This is a genomic window from Staphylococcus sp. HL28, from assembly GCF_021117155.1.
GTDB lineage: Bacteria > Bacillota > Bacilli > Staphylococcales > Staphylococcaceae > Staphylococcus > Staphylococcus warneri.
On the sequence record NZ_CP088218.1, the window covers coordinates 1,085,169 to 1,101,841 of the forward strand.

The 16,673-nt window shown below is 32.5% G+C and carries 15 protein-coding genes; 14 read left to right on the forward strand and 1 reads right to left on the reverse strand.

Annotated features, from left to right (window positions below; genetic code table 11):
- Positions 1-2: 2 nt before the first annotated feature.
- The 6 genes from LPC11_RS05360 (at position 3) to LPC11_RS05385 (ending at position 5,679) form a co-directional block, all read left to right on the forward strand.
- Positions 3-428 carry a YtxH domain-containing protein gene (locus tag LPC11_RS05360; protein WP_023372966.1) on the forward strand — a complete coding sequence of 142 codons (426 nt, stop codon included), beginning with the start codon at positions 3-5 and terminating at the stop codon, positions 426-428.
- Positions 429-598: 170 nt separating this feature from the next.
- Positions 599-2,008, forward strand: a complete 1,410-nt coding sequence (gene pepV / locus LPC11_RS05365) for a dipeptidase PepV (RefSeq protein ID WP_041613595.1) — start codon at positions 599-601, stop codon at positions 2,006-2,008.
- Between the two features lie 3 nt (positions 2,009-2,011).
- The gene (gene dat, locus LPC11_RS05370) at positions 2,012-2,860 is read left to right on the forward strand and encodes a D-amino-acid transaminase (protein ID WP_023372963.1); all 849 of its coding nucleotides are present in this window, start codon (positions 2,012-2,014) and stop codon (positions 2,858-2,860) included.
- Positions 2,861-3,219: 359 nt separating this feature from the next.
- Positions 3,220-4,011 (forward strand): phosphotransferase family protein, encoded by a 792-nt coding sequence (locus tag LPC11_RS05375; RefSeq protein ID WP_015364891.1) that lies wholly within the window; start codon positions 3,220-3,222, stop codon positions 4,009-4,011.
- Between the two features lie 13 nt (positions 4,012-4,024).
- Positions 4,025-4,669: a tRNA (guanosine(46)-N7)-methyltransferase TrmB gene (trmB, locus tag LPC11_RS05380; RefSeq protein ID WP_023372961.1), complete on the forward strand. Its 645-nt coding sequence runs from the start codon at positions 4,025-4,027 to the stop codon at positions 4,667-4,669.
- Positions 4,670-4,842: 173 nt separating this feature from the next.
- Positions 4,843-5,679, forward strand: a complete 837-nt coding sequence (locus tag LPC11_RS05385) for a YtnP family quorum-quenching lactonase (protein WP_041613593.1) — start codon at positions 4,843-4,845, stop codon at positions 5,677-5,679.
- Positions 5,680-5,765: 86 nt separating this feature from the next.
- On the opposite strand, the gene LPC11_RS05390 is transcribed toward LPC11_RS05385, so the two are convergent.
- A complete protein-coding gene (locus LPC11_RS05390; RefSeq protein WP_231307378.1) occupies positions 5,766-6,080 on the reverse strand; it encodes a PepSY domain-containing protein in 315 nt (104 codons plus the stop codon).
- Between the two features lie 85 nt (positions 6,081-6,165).
- On the opposite strand from LPC11_RS05390, the gene LPC11_RS05395 reads away from it, so the two are divergent.
- The 8 genes from LPC11_RS05395 (at position 6,166) to LPC11_RS05430 (ending at position 16,443) form a co-directional block, all read left to right on the forward strand.
- Entirely contained in the window at positions 6,166-7,242 is a 1,077-nt protein-coding gene (locus LPC11_RS05395) for a M42 family metallopeptidase (RefSeq protein ID WP_023372955.1), read from the forward strand.
- Between the two features lie 18 nt (positions 7,243-7,260).
- Positions 7,261-7,572 carry a thioredoxin family protein gene (locus LPC11_RS05400; RefSeq protein WP_023372953.1) on the forward strand — a complete coding sequence of 104 codons (312 nt, stop codon included), beginning with the start codon at positions 7,261-7,263 and terminating at the stop codon, positions 7,570-7,572.
- A 99-nt stretch (positions 7,573-7,671) separates the two neighbouring features.
- A complete protein-coding gene (locus LPC11_RS05405) occupies positions 7,672-8,529 on the forward strand; it encodes a DUF1444 domain-containing protein (RefSeq protein ID WP_002467410.1) in 858 nt (285 codons plus the stop codon).
- An 18-nt stretch (positions 8,530-8,547) separates the two neighbouring features.
- On the forward strand, positions 8,548-9,150 hold the full coding sequence (ytpR, locus tag LPC11_RS05410) for a YtpR family tRNA-binding protein (RefSeq protein ID WP_023372951.1): 603 nt from the start codon (positions 8,548-8,550) through the stop codon (positions 9,148-9,150).
- A gap of 20 nt (positions 9,151-9,170) precedes the next feature.
- Positions 9,171-13,001: a DNA translocase FtsK gene (locus LPC11_RS05415; RefSeq protein WP_023372949.1), complete on the forward strand. Its 3,831-nt coding sequence runs from the start codon at positions 9,171-9,173 to the stop codon at positions 12,999-13,001.
- Between the two features lie 21 nt (positions 13,002-13,022).
- Complete coding sequence (gene murC / locus LPC11_RS05420; RefSeq protein WP_023372947.1) at positions 13,023-14,336, forward strand: UDP-N-acetylmuramate--L-alanine ligase; 1,314 nt, start codon at positions 13,023-13,025, stop codon at positions 14,334-14,336.
- A gap of 74 nt (positions 14,337-14,410) precedes the next feature.
- Entirely contained in the window at positions 14,411-14,902 is a 492-nt protein-coding gene (locus tag LPC11_RS05425) for a DUF948 domain-containing protein (RefSeq protein WP_023372945.1), read from the forward strand.
- 77 nt (positions 14,903-14,979) lie between these two features.
- A complete protein-coding gene (locus tag LPC11_RS05430; protein WP_023372943.1) occupies positions 14,980-16,443 on the forward strand; it encodes a coiled-coil domain-containing protein in 1,464 nt (487 codons plus the stop codon).
- Positions 16,444-16,673 lie beyond the last annotated feature (230 nt).

A 16,673-nucleotide genomic window follows, 5' to 3' on the forward strand; every position in this document is an offset into this window, starting at 1 on the left:
ATATGGCAAAAGGTACAAATTTATTTAGAGTAGTATTAGGTTTAGGTGGTGCTGCAGCGGCAGTTCTATTATCTCGTAAAGAAAGTAGAGATAAATTAAAAGATCAATATAATCAATACAAAGAAAATCCAGAATCATATAAAGCAAATGCTAAAGATTTAGCAAACCAAATTAGTTCTAAAGCTAACGAAACAATTCAAGATGTTAAAAGTAATCCAAAAGGGTACGTAGAAAGAATTAAAAATGATCCAAAAGCATTCTTTGAAGAAGAAAAAACTAGATTCACAAACTTAGATGAAAATAAAGCTGATGATTTAGAAGAAGGCAAGTTTGATGATGAAGGTGGCGCTACAGCTAATAATAATTTACGCGTCGTTTCAGAAGAAGATTTAAAAAGTAATAAAAATGCCTTAGAAGATAAAAAATAATTGTAATTCATTTAAATGCCTATACACAATTCTTATTGAAACTGTGTATAGGCATTTTTTTGTAATAAAAATTTAGAAAATTTAGTAATTTTTCTAACATCTTACTGTAGTTTCACTGTAACTTCATGTAAAATGGAAAATAACTTATTAAAAAAGGAAGTCGAATTCGAATGTGGAAAGAAAAAGTTCAAGAATACGAAAACCAAATCATTGAAGATCTGAAAGGATTATTGTCAATAGAAAGTGTAAGAGATGACAGTAAAGCAAACGACGATGCGCCAGTAGGTCCGGGTCCCAAAGAAGCATTAAATTATATGTATCAAATTGCCGAAAGAGACGGCTTTTCTACACATGATGTTGATCATATCGCTGGTAGAATTGAAGCGGGTAAAGGTGACGATGTATTAGGTATTCTTTGTCATGTTGATGTTGTACCAGCTGGCGATGGATGGGATTCAAAACCATTCGAACCCGTAGTGACTGACAATGCTATCATTGCTAGAGGTACATTAGATGATAAAGGTCCTACAATCGCGGCTTACTATGCAGTGAAGATATTGAATGATATGAAAGTAGATTGGAAGAAACGCATTCATATTATTATTGGTACTGATGAAGAATCTGATTGGAAATGTACCGATCGTTATTTCCAAACGGAAGAAATGCCTGCATTGGGATTTGCGCCAGATGCTGAATTTCCTGCGATTCATGGTGAAAAAGGTATTACTACTTTTGACTTAGTGCAAAATGAAATGGCTGAAGATGTAGATGAACCAGACTATGAATTACTAGCGTTTAATTCTGGTCAACGTTATAACATGGTGCCAGATCATGCAGAAGCTAAGGTATTAGTTAAAGAACACATGACTGATGTGATTCAAAACTTTGAATACTTTTTAGAAACACACCACCTACAAGGTGAAAGTACTGTAGATAGTGGCATTCTTATTTTAACTGTTGAAGGTAAAGCTGTTCATGGTATGGATCCTTCATTAGGAATTAACGCCGGCCTATATCTTTTAGAATTCTTAGCTACGTTAAATTTAAATAAAAGTGCTAAAGATTTTGTGAACTTTAGTAACCAATATTTACACGAGTCTCATTTTGGAGAAAAAATGGGTATGAAATTCCATACTGATATTATGGGTGATGTAACTACAAATATTGGTGTGATGACTTATGATAATGAAAAGGCTGGACGTTTTGGTGTGAACTTGAGATATCCTCAAAGCTTTGAATTTGAAGAAGCTATTGATCGTTTCTCAAAAGAAATTGAAACATTAGGATTTAGAATAGAAATGGGTAAAGTACAAAAACCACATTATGTGGATAAAAATGATCCATTTGTTCAAAAACTAGTAACTGCATACAGAAATCAAACTGGAGATATGATGGAACCATATACAATTGGTGGCGGTACCTATGCTAGAAACTTAGATAAAGGTGTCGCATTTGGTGCAATGTTTAGCGACTCCGAAGACTTAATGCATCAGAAAAACGAATACATCACGAAAAAGCAACTATTTAATGCAACGAGTATTTATCTCGAGGCGATATACTCATTATGTGTGGAGGGATAATTTATGACAAAAGTTTTTATTAACGGTGAATTTTTAGAACATGAAGAAGCAAAGGTCTCTTATGATGATAGAGGTTACGTATTTGGAGACGGTATCTATGAATATATTCGTACATACGATGGAAAGTTATTTACAGTTAAAGAACATTTTGAGAGATTTTTAAGAAGTGCTAATGAAATTGGATTAGACCTTAATTATACAGTCGATGAATTAATTGAATTAGTGCGTAAATTATTGGATGTTAACGGTGTTAAAAATGGAGGGATTTATATTCAAGCTACACGTGGTGCAGCACCACGAGAACATTCTTTCCCTACACCACCTGTAAAACCTGTGTTGATGGCATTTACTAAGAGTTATGATAGACCGTTTGAAGATTTAGAAAAAGGTATTTATGCAGTAACAACTGAAGATATTCGTTGGTTACGTTGCGACATTAAAAGTTTAAATCTTCTAGGAAACGTATTAGCTAAAGAGTTTGCTGTGAAATATAATGCGAGCGAAGCAATTCAGCATCGTGCCGAAACAGTTACGGAAGGTGCTTCAAGTAATGTCTATGCGATCAAAGATGGAAAAGTGTATACGCATCCTGTGAATAACTTTATTTTAAATGGTATTACAAGAAAAGTTATTAAATGGATTTCTGAAGATAAAAATATTCCATTTATTGAAGAAACGTTTACTGTTGATTTTTTAAAAAATGCAGATGAAGTGATCATTTCTAGTACTTCAGCTGAGGTCATGCCTGTAGTTAAGATCGATGGGGAAGATGTAGGAAGTGGTAATGTAGGAGACATTACGAGACAACTTCAAGATGGATTTAATGAATATATCAAAACACATAGTTTATAAGTTAAATAATTATCAAAATTTCTCCAACTATCTCACTCTAAATATGTTATAATCTAAGTCAAAGTAGTTTTATAATTTTTAAACGAGCGGACTAGTAAAATGTGTCTTTTAGTTTCTCATTTTTAGTTGAAATATAATGATAAAAATTATAAAATCTTCTATGAGTGATAAAAAATGAGGACGCAATTTTAAAGCATATTTTTAGGGACAAAAATATAAAAATTAGCCAACTCACAAAACTGTAAAATTAATTTAAACGAGCGTGTAGATATGACTATACGGTTTCTATAAATTAGAATATATGGCTCTTGAAAACATATTTCTGGAGCCATTTTCTAATTGAAAGTGAGGTGAACGTGTTGGAGCAGTTTTATCAGTTAGGGTGGACATTAGATTCAGCTGGCGGTGCTTCTGGTGAAGCTTATATGGCTGAACAAGATGGACAGAAGTTGTTTTTAAAACGAAATACTAATCCTTTTATTGCAGCTTTATCTGCAGAGGGTATTGTACCTAAGTTAGTTTGGACGAAAAGAATTGAAACTGGTGAAGTAGTAACGGCGCAACATTGGAAAAACGGTCGCGAATTGACAGCGAACGAAATGCAGCAGCCTAGAGTAGCTAAAATATTGAAAAAAATTCATAATTCCAAGCCATTATTAACAATGTTAAAAAGAATGGAAATGGAACCCATTACACCAGAAATTATGTTAAATAAAATCAATGCATCTCTATCAAGAGAAGTTTTAACACACCATGTTGTTAGAAAAGCATTAACGTATTTAGAAGACCATATACCTAATTTAGATTCAAGATTTTTCACTGTAGTACACGGAGACGTTAATCATAATAACTGGCTTTTATCGGATCGTGATGAGCTATTTTTAGTAGATTGGGAAGGTGCTATGATTGCGGATCCTGCAATTGATATAGGTATGCTGCTTTACAACTACGTTCCTGAAAATAAATGGTCTAAATGGTTTGAAACATATGGCGTTCAAGAAAGTCTGAATTTAAATAAACGTATGAAGTGGTATACGGTTATTCAATCTATTGGTATGGTTCAATGGTATGAAGAACAAAAGCGTTTTAAAGATATGAATACTTGGCTTGAATTTTTAAATGAAGTGATGAATAGCAACTTATTTATATAAGGAGAAATTGAGTATGAGAGTTCGCTACAAACCTTGGGCGGAAGATTATTTGAAAGACCATCCAGATTTAGTTGATATGGATGGTTCACATGCTGGACATATAGATGAATGGTTTGATAAAAAACAACCTATTTATATTGAGATTGGATCTGGAATGGGGCAATTTATTACAACACTTGCCGCACAGCATCCAGAAATTAATTTTGTCTCAATGGAACGTGAAAAAAGCGTCATGTATAAGGTCTTAGATAAAGTGAAAGAGCAAAATTTATCAAATCTTAAAATGATTTGTAATGATGCGATTGAACTTAATGAGTACTTTAAAAATGGTGAAGTTTCTAGGATTTATCTTAATTTTTCTGATCCATGGCCTAAAAAACGCCATGCTAAAAGAAGGCTCACATATCATACATATTTAGCACTATATAAACAAATTTTAGTTGAAGACGGCGAAATCCATTTTAAAACAGATAATAGAGGTCTTTTTGCGTTCAGCTTAGAAAGTATGTCTCAATTTGGTATGTACTTTACAAAGATGAATTTAAATTTACATGATGAAGACGACGAAGATAATATATTAACAGAATATGAACAGAAGTTTTCTGAAAAGGGTTCTAGAATTTATCGAATGGAAGCTAAATTTCATAAAAATATATAATAAAAAGACAAGTTTCTTAACCGGGATTTGTCTTTTTTGTCATTAAAGTATGTTCTGAATAGCCATGGAGTCAATCCATAATAGCGCTAACTCATTTATTGCGAATGTGCTTTAAATATTATAGATTATAATTAAGTTTAAAAGTATAAAGACTAAAATTGGGAAGTGATATGATGAAGTTAGGTGCATTAACAATTGATGATATAAATGGCGGGAACACACATATAGATGGAGGTGCAATGTTTGGAGTGGTCCCTAAACCTCTTTGGACAAGAAAATATAAAGTAAATGACAAGAATCAAGTTCATACGCCAACGCATCCAATTCTTATTCGACACCCAGAATATAATATTTTAATAGATACCGGCATTGGAAATAATAAGTTAACTGACAAGCAAAAAAGAAATAGTGGTGTTACACAAGAAAGTTTTATTAAAGAAGAATTAGCGTATTTTGGACTTACACCAGATGATATAGATATAGTTTTAATGACTCATTTACATTTTGACCATGCTGCGGGACTTACAGATGAAAATGGGCACGCTCTGTTTGAAAATGCTATACATTATATTCAGCAAGATGAATGGCATGAGTTTCTAGCACCTAATATACGTAGTCAGGCGACATATTGGAAGGAAAATCAAGGCGACTACGCTGAAAGAGTTATTTTATTTAAGGATGAAATCGAACCAGTTCCAGGTATTAAAATGATTCATACGGGTGGACATAGTTATGGTCATAGTATCATTACTATCGAAAGCGAAGGGCAAAAAGCAGTACATATGGCTGACATTTTCCCAACCATAGCACATCGCAACCCATTATGGGTTACAGCATATGATGATTATCCTATGACATCTATTCAAGAAAAAGAAAGATGTATTCCTTATTATATTTTTAATGATTATTGGTTCTTGTTTTATCATGATGAGAACTACTTTGCGCTTAAATTTGAATCTGATAAGCACAATATTAAAGAGATAGTTAAACGTGAATATAGACAATATTAAAACAATGAAAAAGGTTATAGTTTTGTTCAAGAATCTCATTATTTTTGAGTGAACAATCTATAACCTTTAATTTATATATGTGTAATTTATAATTCTATAATATTTAATACTTCACCTGAATAGGCATCTGCATAAAAATCATAATCAACAAGTTGTCCATTTTTAGTTGCAGTTATGCCTCCAAGATAAACTGGTCTATTAGCATTAATGTTAGGATCGTTAAGTGGTTGATGTACGATATAAGAACCTTTAACGTCCATAAAATAAGTTTTAACTTCATTTAATAATTTATCGGGATTATAATATTTTTTCTTAGCTAGGTATGCAACGACACCAGCTGATATGATTACAACCATACAAGCACCTATGATAGATATATTTTTACAATTTAAACACTTCATCATTGTATCTCCCTTATTCATAATTCATATTATTAGTTTACCATAATGAAGATGATATAATAAGTTATAAGGAGTGAAGCTTTAAATGACTATTAATGAAAGTATAACACTAGATAGAATAAAACATCTTACTGAATTACATGGTGCGCCAGGTTTTGAAGATGATGTTAAAGCATATATGAAAGAACAAATGACGCCTTTTGTGGATGAGTTTATTGATAACCGAATGGGTGGCTTTTTTGGAGTGAAAAAATCTGCCAAATCGAATGCAAAACGTGTGATGATAACCGCTCATATGGATGAAATTGGATTTATGATTACACATATTACCGATAATGGTATGATTCAATTTACAAACCTTGGGGGCGTTGCTAATGACATTTGGCAAGGTCAAAGACTCAAAGTGAAAAGTCGTAATAATGAAGAAATTACAGGTATTGTATCTAATATACCTAAACACTTTAGAAGTGGAAATGAAGGCGTACCTCAAATTAGTGATTTAATGTTAGATATTGGTGCTACGTCGGCTAATGAGGTTAGACAAAGAGGTATTGAAATAGGCGATACAATAGTTCCAGACACACCATTTACACAATTATCGAAGTATCGATTTAGTGCTAAAGCATGGGATAATCGATATGGTTGTCTCATCGCGATAGAGATATTAGAATTATTGAAAGATATCGAGTTAGATGTAGATTTATATGTAGGCGCAAATGTGCAAGAAGAAGTTGGCCTAAGAGGTGCTAAAGCATCAGCTGAACTTATTAAACCTGATGTTGCATTTGTAGTGGATTGTTCTCCAGCAAATGATATTAAAGGTCCTAATCAGTTATCCGGTGCGCTAGGGGAGGGGACATTGATTCGTATCAAAGATGGAACAATGATTCTAAGACCTTCGTTCAGAGATTACTTACTTCATTTAGTCAATCAGTATGATATTCCTCATCAATATTATATGTCCCCGGGTGGAACTGATGGAGGAGAGATTCATAAAGCAAATGAAGGAATTCCTACAGCTGTTATAGGTGTATGTGCACGTTATATTCATAGTACGGATGCTGTATTTGATATTAGAGATTATTATGCAGCTAGACAATTATTAAATAAAGCAATTGTAAATTTAAACGAAATACAAATTGAAACGTTACAATATCATTAGTTTATAGGAGTGAAGATCATGATAAAACTTGAATCAGAACAACAATTTGAAGAATTAAAACAAGACAATACGGTGTTTGAATTTACAGCTGATTGGTGCCCAGATTGTAAAGTTATTGAACCGGATTTACCCCAGTTAGAAGAGAAATATCCATCGTTTAAATTTGTCTCAGTAGATCGAGACCAATTTATAGATATTTGTATTGATAATGGTATTATGGGGATTCCGAGTTTCTTAGTTTATCAAAATGGTAAGTTGTTAGGAAGTTATATTGGTAAAGAAAGAAAATCCATCGAACAAATCGATACATTTTTATCACAATATATTTAATTGAATAGTTGAAAAATATATTTAAAAACCTGTTTTTTTCTGTTACTATCTATTGTTTTATTGTAAACTATTAAGAGGTGCGAAATAGGAGTGTTAAAGATGAATGTCTTTCAAATGAGAGATAAAATTAAACAACGTTTAAACCATTTAGACGTCAATTATAAATTTGATCGTGAAGACGAAACATTAAGAATTTATAGAAAAGACAATCATAAAGGTGTCACAATAAAATTAAATGCTATTGTCGCAAAATATGAAGAAAAAGAAGAAAAAATAGTTGATGAAATTATTTATTATATAGACGAAGCAATTGCACAAATGGCAGATCAGGGACTTGAACAACTTAAAGATATTCAAATTATGCCAGTAATCCGTGCTACGAGTTTTGATAAGAAGACTAAAGAAGGTAATGCCTTTATTTATGAAAATCACACCGCAGAAACAAATATTTACTATGCATTAGATTTAGGTAAATCTTATCGACTCATAGACGAGAGCATGTTAGAAACGTTAAATATGACACAACAACAAGTTAAAGAAATGTCTTTATTTAATGTTAGAAAATTAAATAATCAATATAGTACAGATGAAGTTAAAGGAAATATCTTTTATTTTATTAATTCTAATGATGGCTATGATGCAAGTCGTATTTTAAATACATCATTTTTAAATGATATTCAAGATCAATGTGAAGGTGAAATGTTAGTAGCAGTGCCACATCAAGATGTATTAGTTATTGCGGACATTCGTAATAAAACAGGCTATGATGTTATGGCGCATTTAACTATGGAATTTTTCACTAAAGGTCTTGTACCTATCACGTCACTATCATTTGGTTATGATAAAGGTCATCTTGAACCAATATTCATTTTAGGTAAAAACAATAAACAAAAAAGAGACCCAAACGTGATTCAGAGATTAGAAGCAAATCGTAAAAAATTTAATGATAAAAAATAAATAAAAAGGAGAAAAAGTATGAATTTATTTTATAATCCCAATGGTGTAGGAGACGTTGCTTTCTTACAAATTGAACCTGCAGAAGGTGAATTTAATTATAGAAAAAATAATGATGTTGTTGAAATTACTAAAGAAGATAATAATCAAGTAGTTGGATATAATTTCTTTAACATTTCGAATCACATTCAAATTGAGGGCAATGGTCATATCAAATTAACAGAAGACATTGTTGAACAATTACAGCAAATGATAAAAAATAATGGTTTCACTTATGAGTTAAATGCAGATTTATCACCTAAATTTGTTGTTGGATATGTTGAAACTAAAGAAAAGCACCCAGATGCAGACAAATTAAGTGTTCTTAATGTAAACGTTGGTAATGACACATTACAAATTGTTTGTGGTGCACCGAATGTTGACCAAGGACAAAAAGTGGTTGTTGCAAAAGTTGGCGCAGTTATGCCAAGTGGTATGGTCATTAAAGATGCTGAACTTAGAGGTGTTGCATCTAGTGGAATGATTTGTTCTATGAAAGAGCTAAATTTACCAAATGCTCCTAAAGAAAAAGGCATCATGGTATTAGATGATAGTTATGAAATTGGACAAGCATTTTTTGAATAAAAAAGGAAGGTAGTGAAAGAATGAGCTGGTTTGATAAATTATTTGGCGAAGATAATGATTCAAATGAAGATATATTGCGCAATAAAAATAAAAGACGCCAGGCAAATCAATCGAATGATACTCATCATGACTCATTACTGCCACAAAATAATGATATCTATCATCGTCCAAAAGGGAAGTTTCGCTTTCCTATGGAAGGTTTTGAATCAGGAAATGCGGAGTCTGAAAACACAACTACTCAAGATGTGCACCAGTCCAATGTCAATCATGATATAGAGGAATTTCGTACTCAAGACAATAAAAGACATCGTCGTAGAAGAAATCATGACAATGAAGATGGTAGTTTCGATTCTAGTTATCAATCTAAAGGTTATCAATCTAGAAAGAAAAAAGATCCAAATCCTTATGCAACGACATCAACACACCGTCAAATTTCTCCTACTTCACTTGGAAGTTCGAGTACGAAAAATCATAAAACAACATCCAATACGCAACCTAGAATGAAATTACAATCAGAACGCTTTAAATCTAATTATAAAACTCAATCTGAATATACATATCACAAAAGTGATTTTAAAGCGTCAGAGGTGCCGTCTGCCATTTTCGGCACTAAACAAAGACGTCCAATTGAAAACGGTGTAATACCGCCCAAAGATGGTGAAAATGATAGCACACACATAGCTGAAGAAAAACGAAATGATAGAGACTATGTAAATAATAATTCAAGAGCGTTTTCATCTGATTCAAAGACACACGCTCAACCGCAACAACAAGATTCACAACAATCAAACCATAATACTAATAATGAAGAATTATCTACAGACAATGAATATGTAAAAACGCCTACTACACCAAATCATTCTAAAAAGGATAATACGATAAATATTAATAATATTTATGCATCACAAATCGTCGAAGAAATTAGAAGAGAACGTGAACGTAAAGTCCTTCAGAAACGTCGATTTAAAAAAGCATTACAAGAAAAAAGACAACAAAATCAAGAATCTAATGAGGATAGTATCCAAAAAGCAATAGATGAAATGTATGCTAAACAAGCACAACAATATGTAGGCGATAGTTCATTAGACATTGAAGATCAAGAAGATCTTAATGATAGCGTTGTTAATAGCAATAGTAATATAGAAGAGGATAAATTAGATGACGCCAATGGATTAGACGCAGATAACCAAGAAAAATCTGGGCATCACTATAATTACGAAGAAATAGATTTAAATGATATCACTCAAAGACACGAAGTAAATGATGATGATGTTACTGTATCTGACGCAGTCAATCATGATCATGATAATGATTCTGTACAGGATCAATTTGAGTATCATTCAATAGAAAACACAACTGAAGATGAAATCGTACAACAAGATTCTGAGGATAAAACGCAAAGTTATGACAATGGTGACAGGGCTCATGATGAACCTGAATTATCTAACAACGTTGATGATGCAGAATATCGTGAAATCAATGAAAGTAACTCTTCAGCTAATCATGTAACTTCTGAGCCAATATCAACGTCACAAAAAACGAGCGAATTTCAACAAAAATCTAGTGAGCAGCAATCGCAACAAAGAAGAGGGCATAATGCTGTTACGCAAAGTGTTGATCACGAAATAGAATATGCTAAGAAACGCAGACGTCAAAACGATGTAGCTAGTGTAGCAACATCATCGCAATCAGAGAGCACTATTGAAAATCAAAGTGACTCAACTGAAAACAATTATAAGACATCTAATAATGATATAAGTACGTCATCAGCTAAAACAATGAATACGGTAAGTACTTCCGAACGTCAATATGAGTCAATGCCATCAAAAGATGATAAGAGTCAACGAGATAATAGTTCAAACTATTCATCATCTGAATCAATACATTCTAGTACTAAAGAACAATTTGAATCAAATTCTGAAAATACAAGTAGTTCTGATGGACAATCAAACTCGCAACAAACGCAACATTCTAGTACACCTAAGAAACGTGTTACTGGTGGTAAACCATTTAATGTCGTTATGACACCATCAGATAAAAAGCGGATGATGGATAAGAATAAAGGTAAAAAAGTTAATGTTCCTGAATTAACACCAGAAGATAAGACACAAGCATCGCGTTCTAGCGAGAATGTTAATTCTATATCATCTACAACTAGTACTAGTACATCAGAGTCATCTTCAGTTCACGAGACTAATCATTCTCAGGAAAATGAACAATTGGATCTTTCAACACCAAGCACTCATTCGGAAACTGTGGATACAACGTCTACAGAATCAATTCATGTTGATGATAATCACTCTGTAGTAAATAAACAAAATAGTTCATCACATGATAATGACAATGAGTTAAATCATCATCAAGATGATAGTCAAGTTGGAATCAATCATCTTAATGAGCAAGAAACGTCAGGTAATTCAGAAGAACCTCAAGTACAAAAACCTACAATTCGAAAAGGGCCAAATATAAAATTACCAAGTTATGATTTGCTTGAAGAACCTGAGCCACATGAAGTGAATGAAGAATGGATCGATGATAAGAAACAGGAATTAAATGATGCATTGTATTACTTCAATGTGCCAGCTGAAGTACAAAATGTCACTGAAGGCCCAAGTGTGACACGCTTTGAATTGTCAGTTGAAAAAGGGGTAAAAGTATCAAGAATTACCGCATTACAAGATGATATTAAGATGGCATTAGCTGCTAAAGATATTCGTATTGAAGCACCAATACCAGGAACTAGTCTTGTAGGTATTGAAGTACCTAATCAAAATCCAGCTAAAGTGAATTTGAGATCAATTGTAGATTCAGAACCATTTAAAAATGCGGAATCAAAATTAACAGTTGCAATGGGATATCGTATTAACAATGAACCGTTATTAATGGATATAGCTAAAACGCCACATGCTCTGATTGCAGGTGCGACTGGTTCAGGTAAATCAGTATGTATTAATAGTATTTTGATGTCTTTACTGTATAAAAATCATCCTGAAGAACTAAGATTATTATTAATTGATCCAAAAATGGTGGAATTAGCACCATATAATGATTTACCGCATCTCGTATCACCAGTTATTACTGATGTTAAAGCTGCTACTCAAAGTTTAAAATGGGCAGTTGAAGAAATGGAACGCAGATATAAATTATTTGCACAATATCATGTGAGAAATATTACTGCATTTAACAAAAAAGCATCATATGAACAAAGAATGCCTAAAATTGTTATAGTAATAGATGAATTAGCCGACTTAATGATGATGGCGCCACAAGAAGTTGAACAATCTATAGCACGAATTGCTCAGAAAGCACGTGCATGTGGTATTCACATGTTAGTAGCTACTCAACGTCCATCCGTTAATGTCATTACAGGATTAATAAAAGCTAATATTCCAACTAGAATTGCATTTATGGTATCATCGAGTGTAGATTCTAGAACTATACTTGATAGCGGTGGTGCAGAACGTCTACTTGGTTATGGTGATATGCTTTACCTAGGTGGCGGAATGAATAAACCAATCCGTGTTCAAGGTACATTTGTCTCAGATGAAGAAATAGATGACGTTGTAGATTTCATTAAACAACAACGTGAACCTGAATATTTATTTGAGGAAAAAGAATTATTAAAGAAAACACAAACTCAAGCACAAGACGATTTATTTGATGATGTGTGTGAGTTCATGATTAATGAAGGACATATATCTACTTCATTAGTACAAAGACATTTCCAAATTGGGTATAATAGAGCAGCGAGAATCATAGATCAGTTAGAACAATTGGGATATATCTCTGGCGCTAACGGTTCTAAACCTAGAGATGTTTATATTACTGAGGCGGATTTAAATCAAGATTAAAATTTAGTAAGGAGTTTTATAATGACACACTATCATTTTGTCGGTATTAAGGGTTCCGGCATGAGTTCATTAGCACAAATTATGCATGATCTTGGACATGAGGTGCAAGGCTCAGATATAGAAACTTATGTATTCACTGAAGTTGCTCTAAGAAATAAAGGCATAACAATTCTACCGTTCGATGCGAATAATATAAAAGAAGATATGGTGATTATTCAAGGGAATGCCTTTCCTGATAGTCATGAAGAAATTGTTAAAGCACATCAACTTAAATTAGATGTGATTAGATATCATGATTTTCTTGGACATGTAATTAATCAATACACATCTGTTGCTGTTACAGGTGCACACGGTAAAACTTCTACAACAGGTTTACTATCACATGTGATGAATGGCGACAAAAAGACATCATTTTTAATTGGTGATGGTACTGGAATGGGGTTACCTGGCAGTGATTATTTTGCATTTGAAGCATGTGAGTACCGTAGACATTTCTTAAGCTATAACCCTGACTATGCAATTATGACGAACATTGATTTCGACCATCCAGACTATTTCAAAGATGTTGATGACGTATTTGATGCTTTCCAAGAGATGGCGCATAATGTTAAAAAAGCAATTATTGCTTGGGGTGACGATGAATACCTTAGAAAATTAGAAGCGGATGTACCCATTTATTATTATGGATTTAATGAAACTGATGATGTATACGCTAAAAATATTCAAATTACAGAACAAGGTTCTCAATTTGACGTTTACATCAATGGTGAATTCTATGGTCAATTCCTTTCGCCACAATATGGAGACCATAATATCTTAAATACACTAGCTGTTGTTACAATTAGTTATCTTGAGAAAATGAATGTTGATAATATTAAAGAGGCATTAGAAACATTTGGTGGTGTAAAACGTCGTTTTAATGAAACAAAAGTATCAAATCAAGTATTAGTAGACGATTATGCTCACCATCCAAGAGAAATTAATGCTACAATTGAAACAGCTCGAAAAAAATATCCACAAAAAGAAGTTATTGCAGTATTCCAACCACATACATTTTCACGAACTCAAGCATTTTTAGAAGAATTTGCAACGAGTTTAAGTGCAGCTGACCATGTATTCTTATGTGAAATTTTTGGTTCTATAAGAGAAAATACTGGTGAATTAACTATTCAAGATTTAATTAACCGTATTGATGGTTCAGCCTTAATTGATGAAAGTGGTATAGATGTATTAGAAAAATTTGATAATGCAGTTATCTTATTTATGGGCGCTGGTGACATTCAAAAAATGCAAAAAGCGTATTTAAATAAAATTGGTGTAAAAAAAGATTTCTAATATGTTTATAATGATTTCTCAAGGGTATTAAATATTAATGAATTTTATAATTAGGTATTTAGGAGGCGTTTTTAATGGATTGGATTTTACCAATTGCCGGAATTATCGCTGCGATAGCGTTTTTAATTTTATGTATCGGTATCGTTGTCGTGTTAATTTCTGTTAAGAAAAATTTAGATTACGTGGCTAAAACACTTGATGGTGTTGAAGGTCAAGTACAAGGTATTACAAGAGAATCTACGGACTTACTTCATAAAGTAAACCGTTTAACTGAAGACATTCAAGGTAAAGTTGATCGTTTGAATTCTGTAGTAGATGCTGTTAAAGGTATCGGTGACTCAGTTCAAACATTAAACGGTTCAGTTGACCGTGTAACTAACTCAATTACGCACAATGTTTCTCAAAACGAAGATAAAATTTCTCAAGTAGTACAATGGTCAAATGTAGCAATGGAAATTGCTGACAAATGGCAAAATAGACACTACCGTCGAGGAAGTGCAAATTACAAAGCAAACACAGTAGCAAATGATACAGATCATAGTTACACTACTCGTGTTGATAAATAATTAATAAGAATGAACTAAATGCACTTAAATGAGGTTGTTACTTGTTTAAGTGCATTTGTTATAGGGAGGAATAAATCATGGAACACTATAATCGTGATGATTTTGAAAGAAATAATACTGGAAATGATTTATACAGCCGTCATACTCGTATAAATAATCAAACACCTCAACGTAAAGATTTCGTAGTTAGCTTTATTACAGGTGCAATTGTAGGGTCTGCGTTAGGTTTATACTATAAGATGAAAGTCTTTGAAAAAGCAGATCAAGCCATTGCAAAAGAAAAAGAATTACGTGAAAAAGCGTTAAATTATAAATCACAAGCTGAACAACATATTGAAACTGTTAAAACACGAGTAGAAAACTTTAGAAATAAATCTAATAATGGTGTATCTTCAGATGAATTGTCAGCTCAAAAAGTAGCGATTCAAAGAGAAGTGAATGATCATAATTTAGCAGACCAATCTCCAGAAGCAAGAGAAATCCAAGAAGCAAAATTAGAAGCTGATAATCATTTAGAAGTTGGTGCGAGTGCGACTGAATTAGCAGCACAACAAAATGCAATTAAATCTGAAACAAATCATGACCAATTAGCAGATCAATCACCACAAGCACGTGAAATTCAAGATGCAAAAGTTGAAGCTAAGCGTAATGATCAACAAACTGCAACACCTTCATCAAAAGAACTTGCAACACAACAAAATGCGATTCAAGCAGAATCTAATCATGATACATTAGCAGACCAATCACCACAAGCAAGAGAAATCCAAGAAGCAAAAGCTGATGCAAAAAATAAGCAAGCAGAATCTAATATTGATAACAATAAGCATGTATCTGACAAAGAAATTGCAATGGCACAATCTGCTATTAAAGAAGAATCATCTTTATCAGATCCATCCCAAACTAAAGATCAATCATCACAAAAATCTAATGCAGATAAATTAGCTAGTGCGGCTCATACAAAGAAACAAAAAATGAACAATGATTCACAAGTATTGGCAGACACTAACGCATTAACTAAAGAACAAGATGTAGCTAAAAATAACAAACAATCTACGCCAAATTTAGTCAGTCAAACAAATCAAAATACTTCAAAAGCAAATGATGGCTCATTTGCTAATAGATTAGCAACAGCAGCTAAAGATAAACAAGCGAAGTTAACTAAAGGTTCTAAAGAGTCACAATTAACAAATGCTTTATTAGCAGAGGCACCTATTGCAAAATCAAAAATGACTAAAGTACCTAACTTAGTAACTAAATCTTCATCTAATGAGATTAAAGATAGTAAAACTAGTCAAACAACTAAAAATCAACCTTCAAAAAAACAGAATAAAGCACAATTTGACAAAGGTGTTGTAACACGACAAAATAACCCATCAACAAAATCAAATAACAAAAATAAGCCTCAATCAAAAACGTCGAAAAAATCAACAAAAACACCAAGTCAAAATAAAAACCAAAAGCAACAAGGTAAACAACAACCAACGCAACAAAAGGTTGAAAAAACAACTAGTAAAATTGAAAAACGTACATTCAATGACTAATTAGTTTGTATTTAATATGAGTTAATATTATGATATTAATATAAGCACTCATTGATTAATATTTGATTTTTACAATGAAATTAAATGTATCATTTTAGAGTGGAACCCATCATTTATTCATTAACAGGATAGATGACGTTCTGCTCTTTTTATTTTCGAAAAAAAGAGTTGTCATATTGATTAAGAATATGAGTATATTTTTAGAAAATTTAATCAATTCTAACAATTAG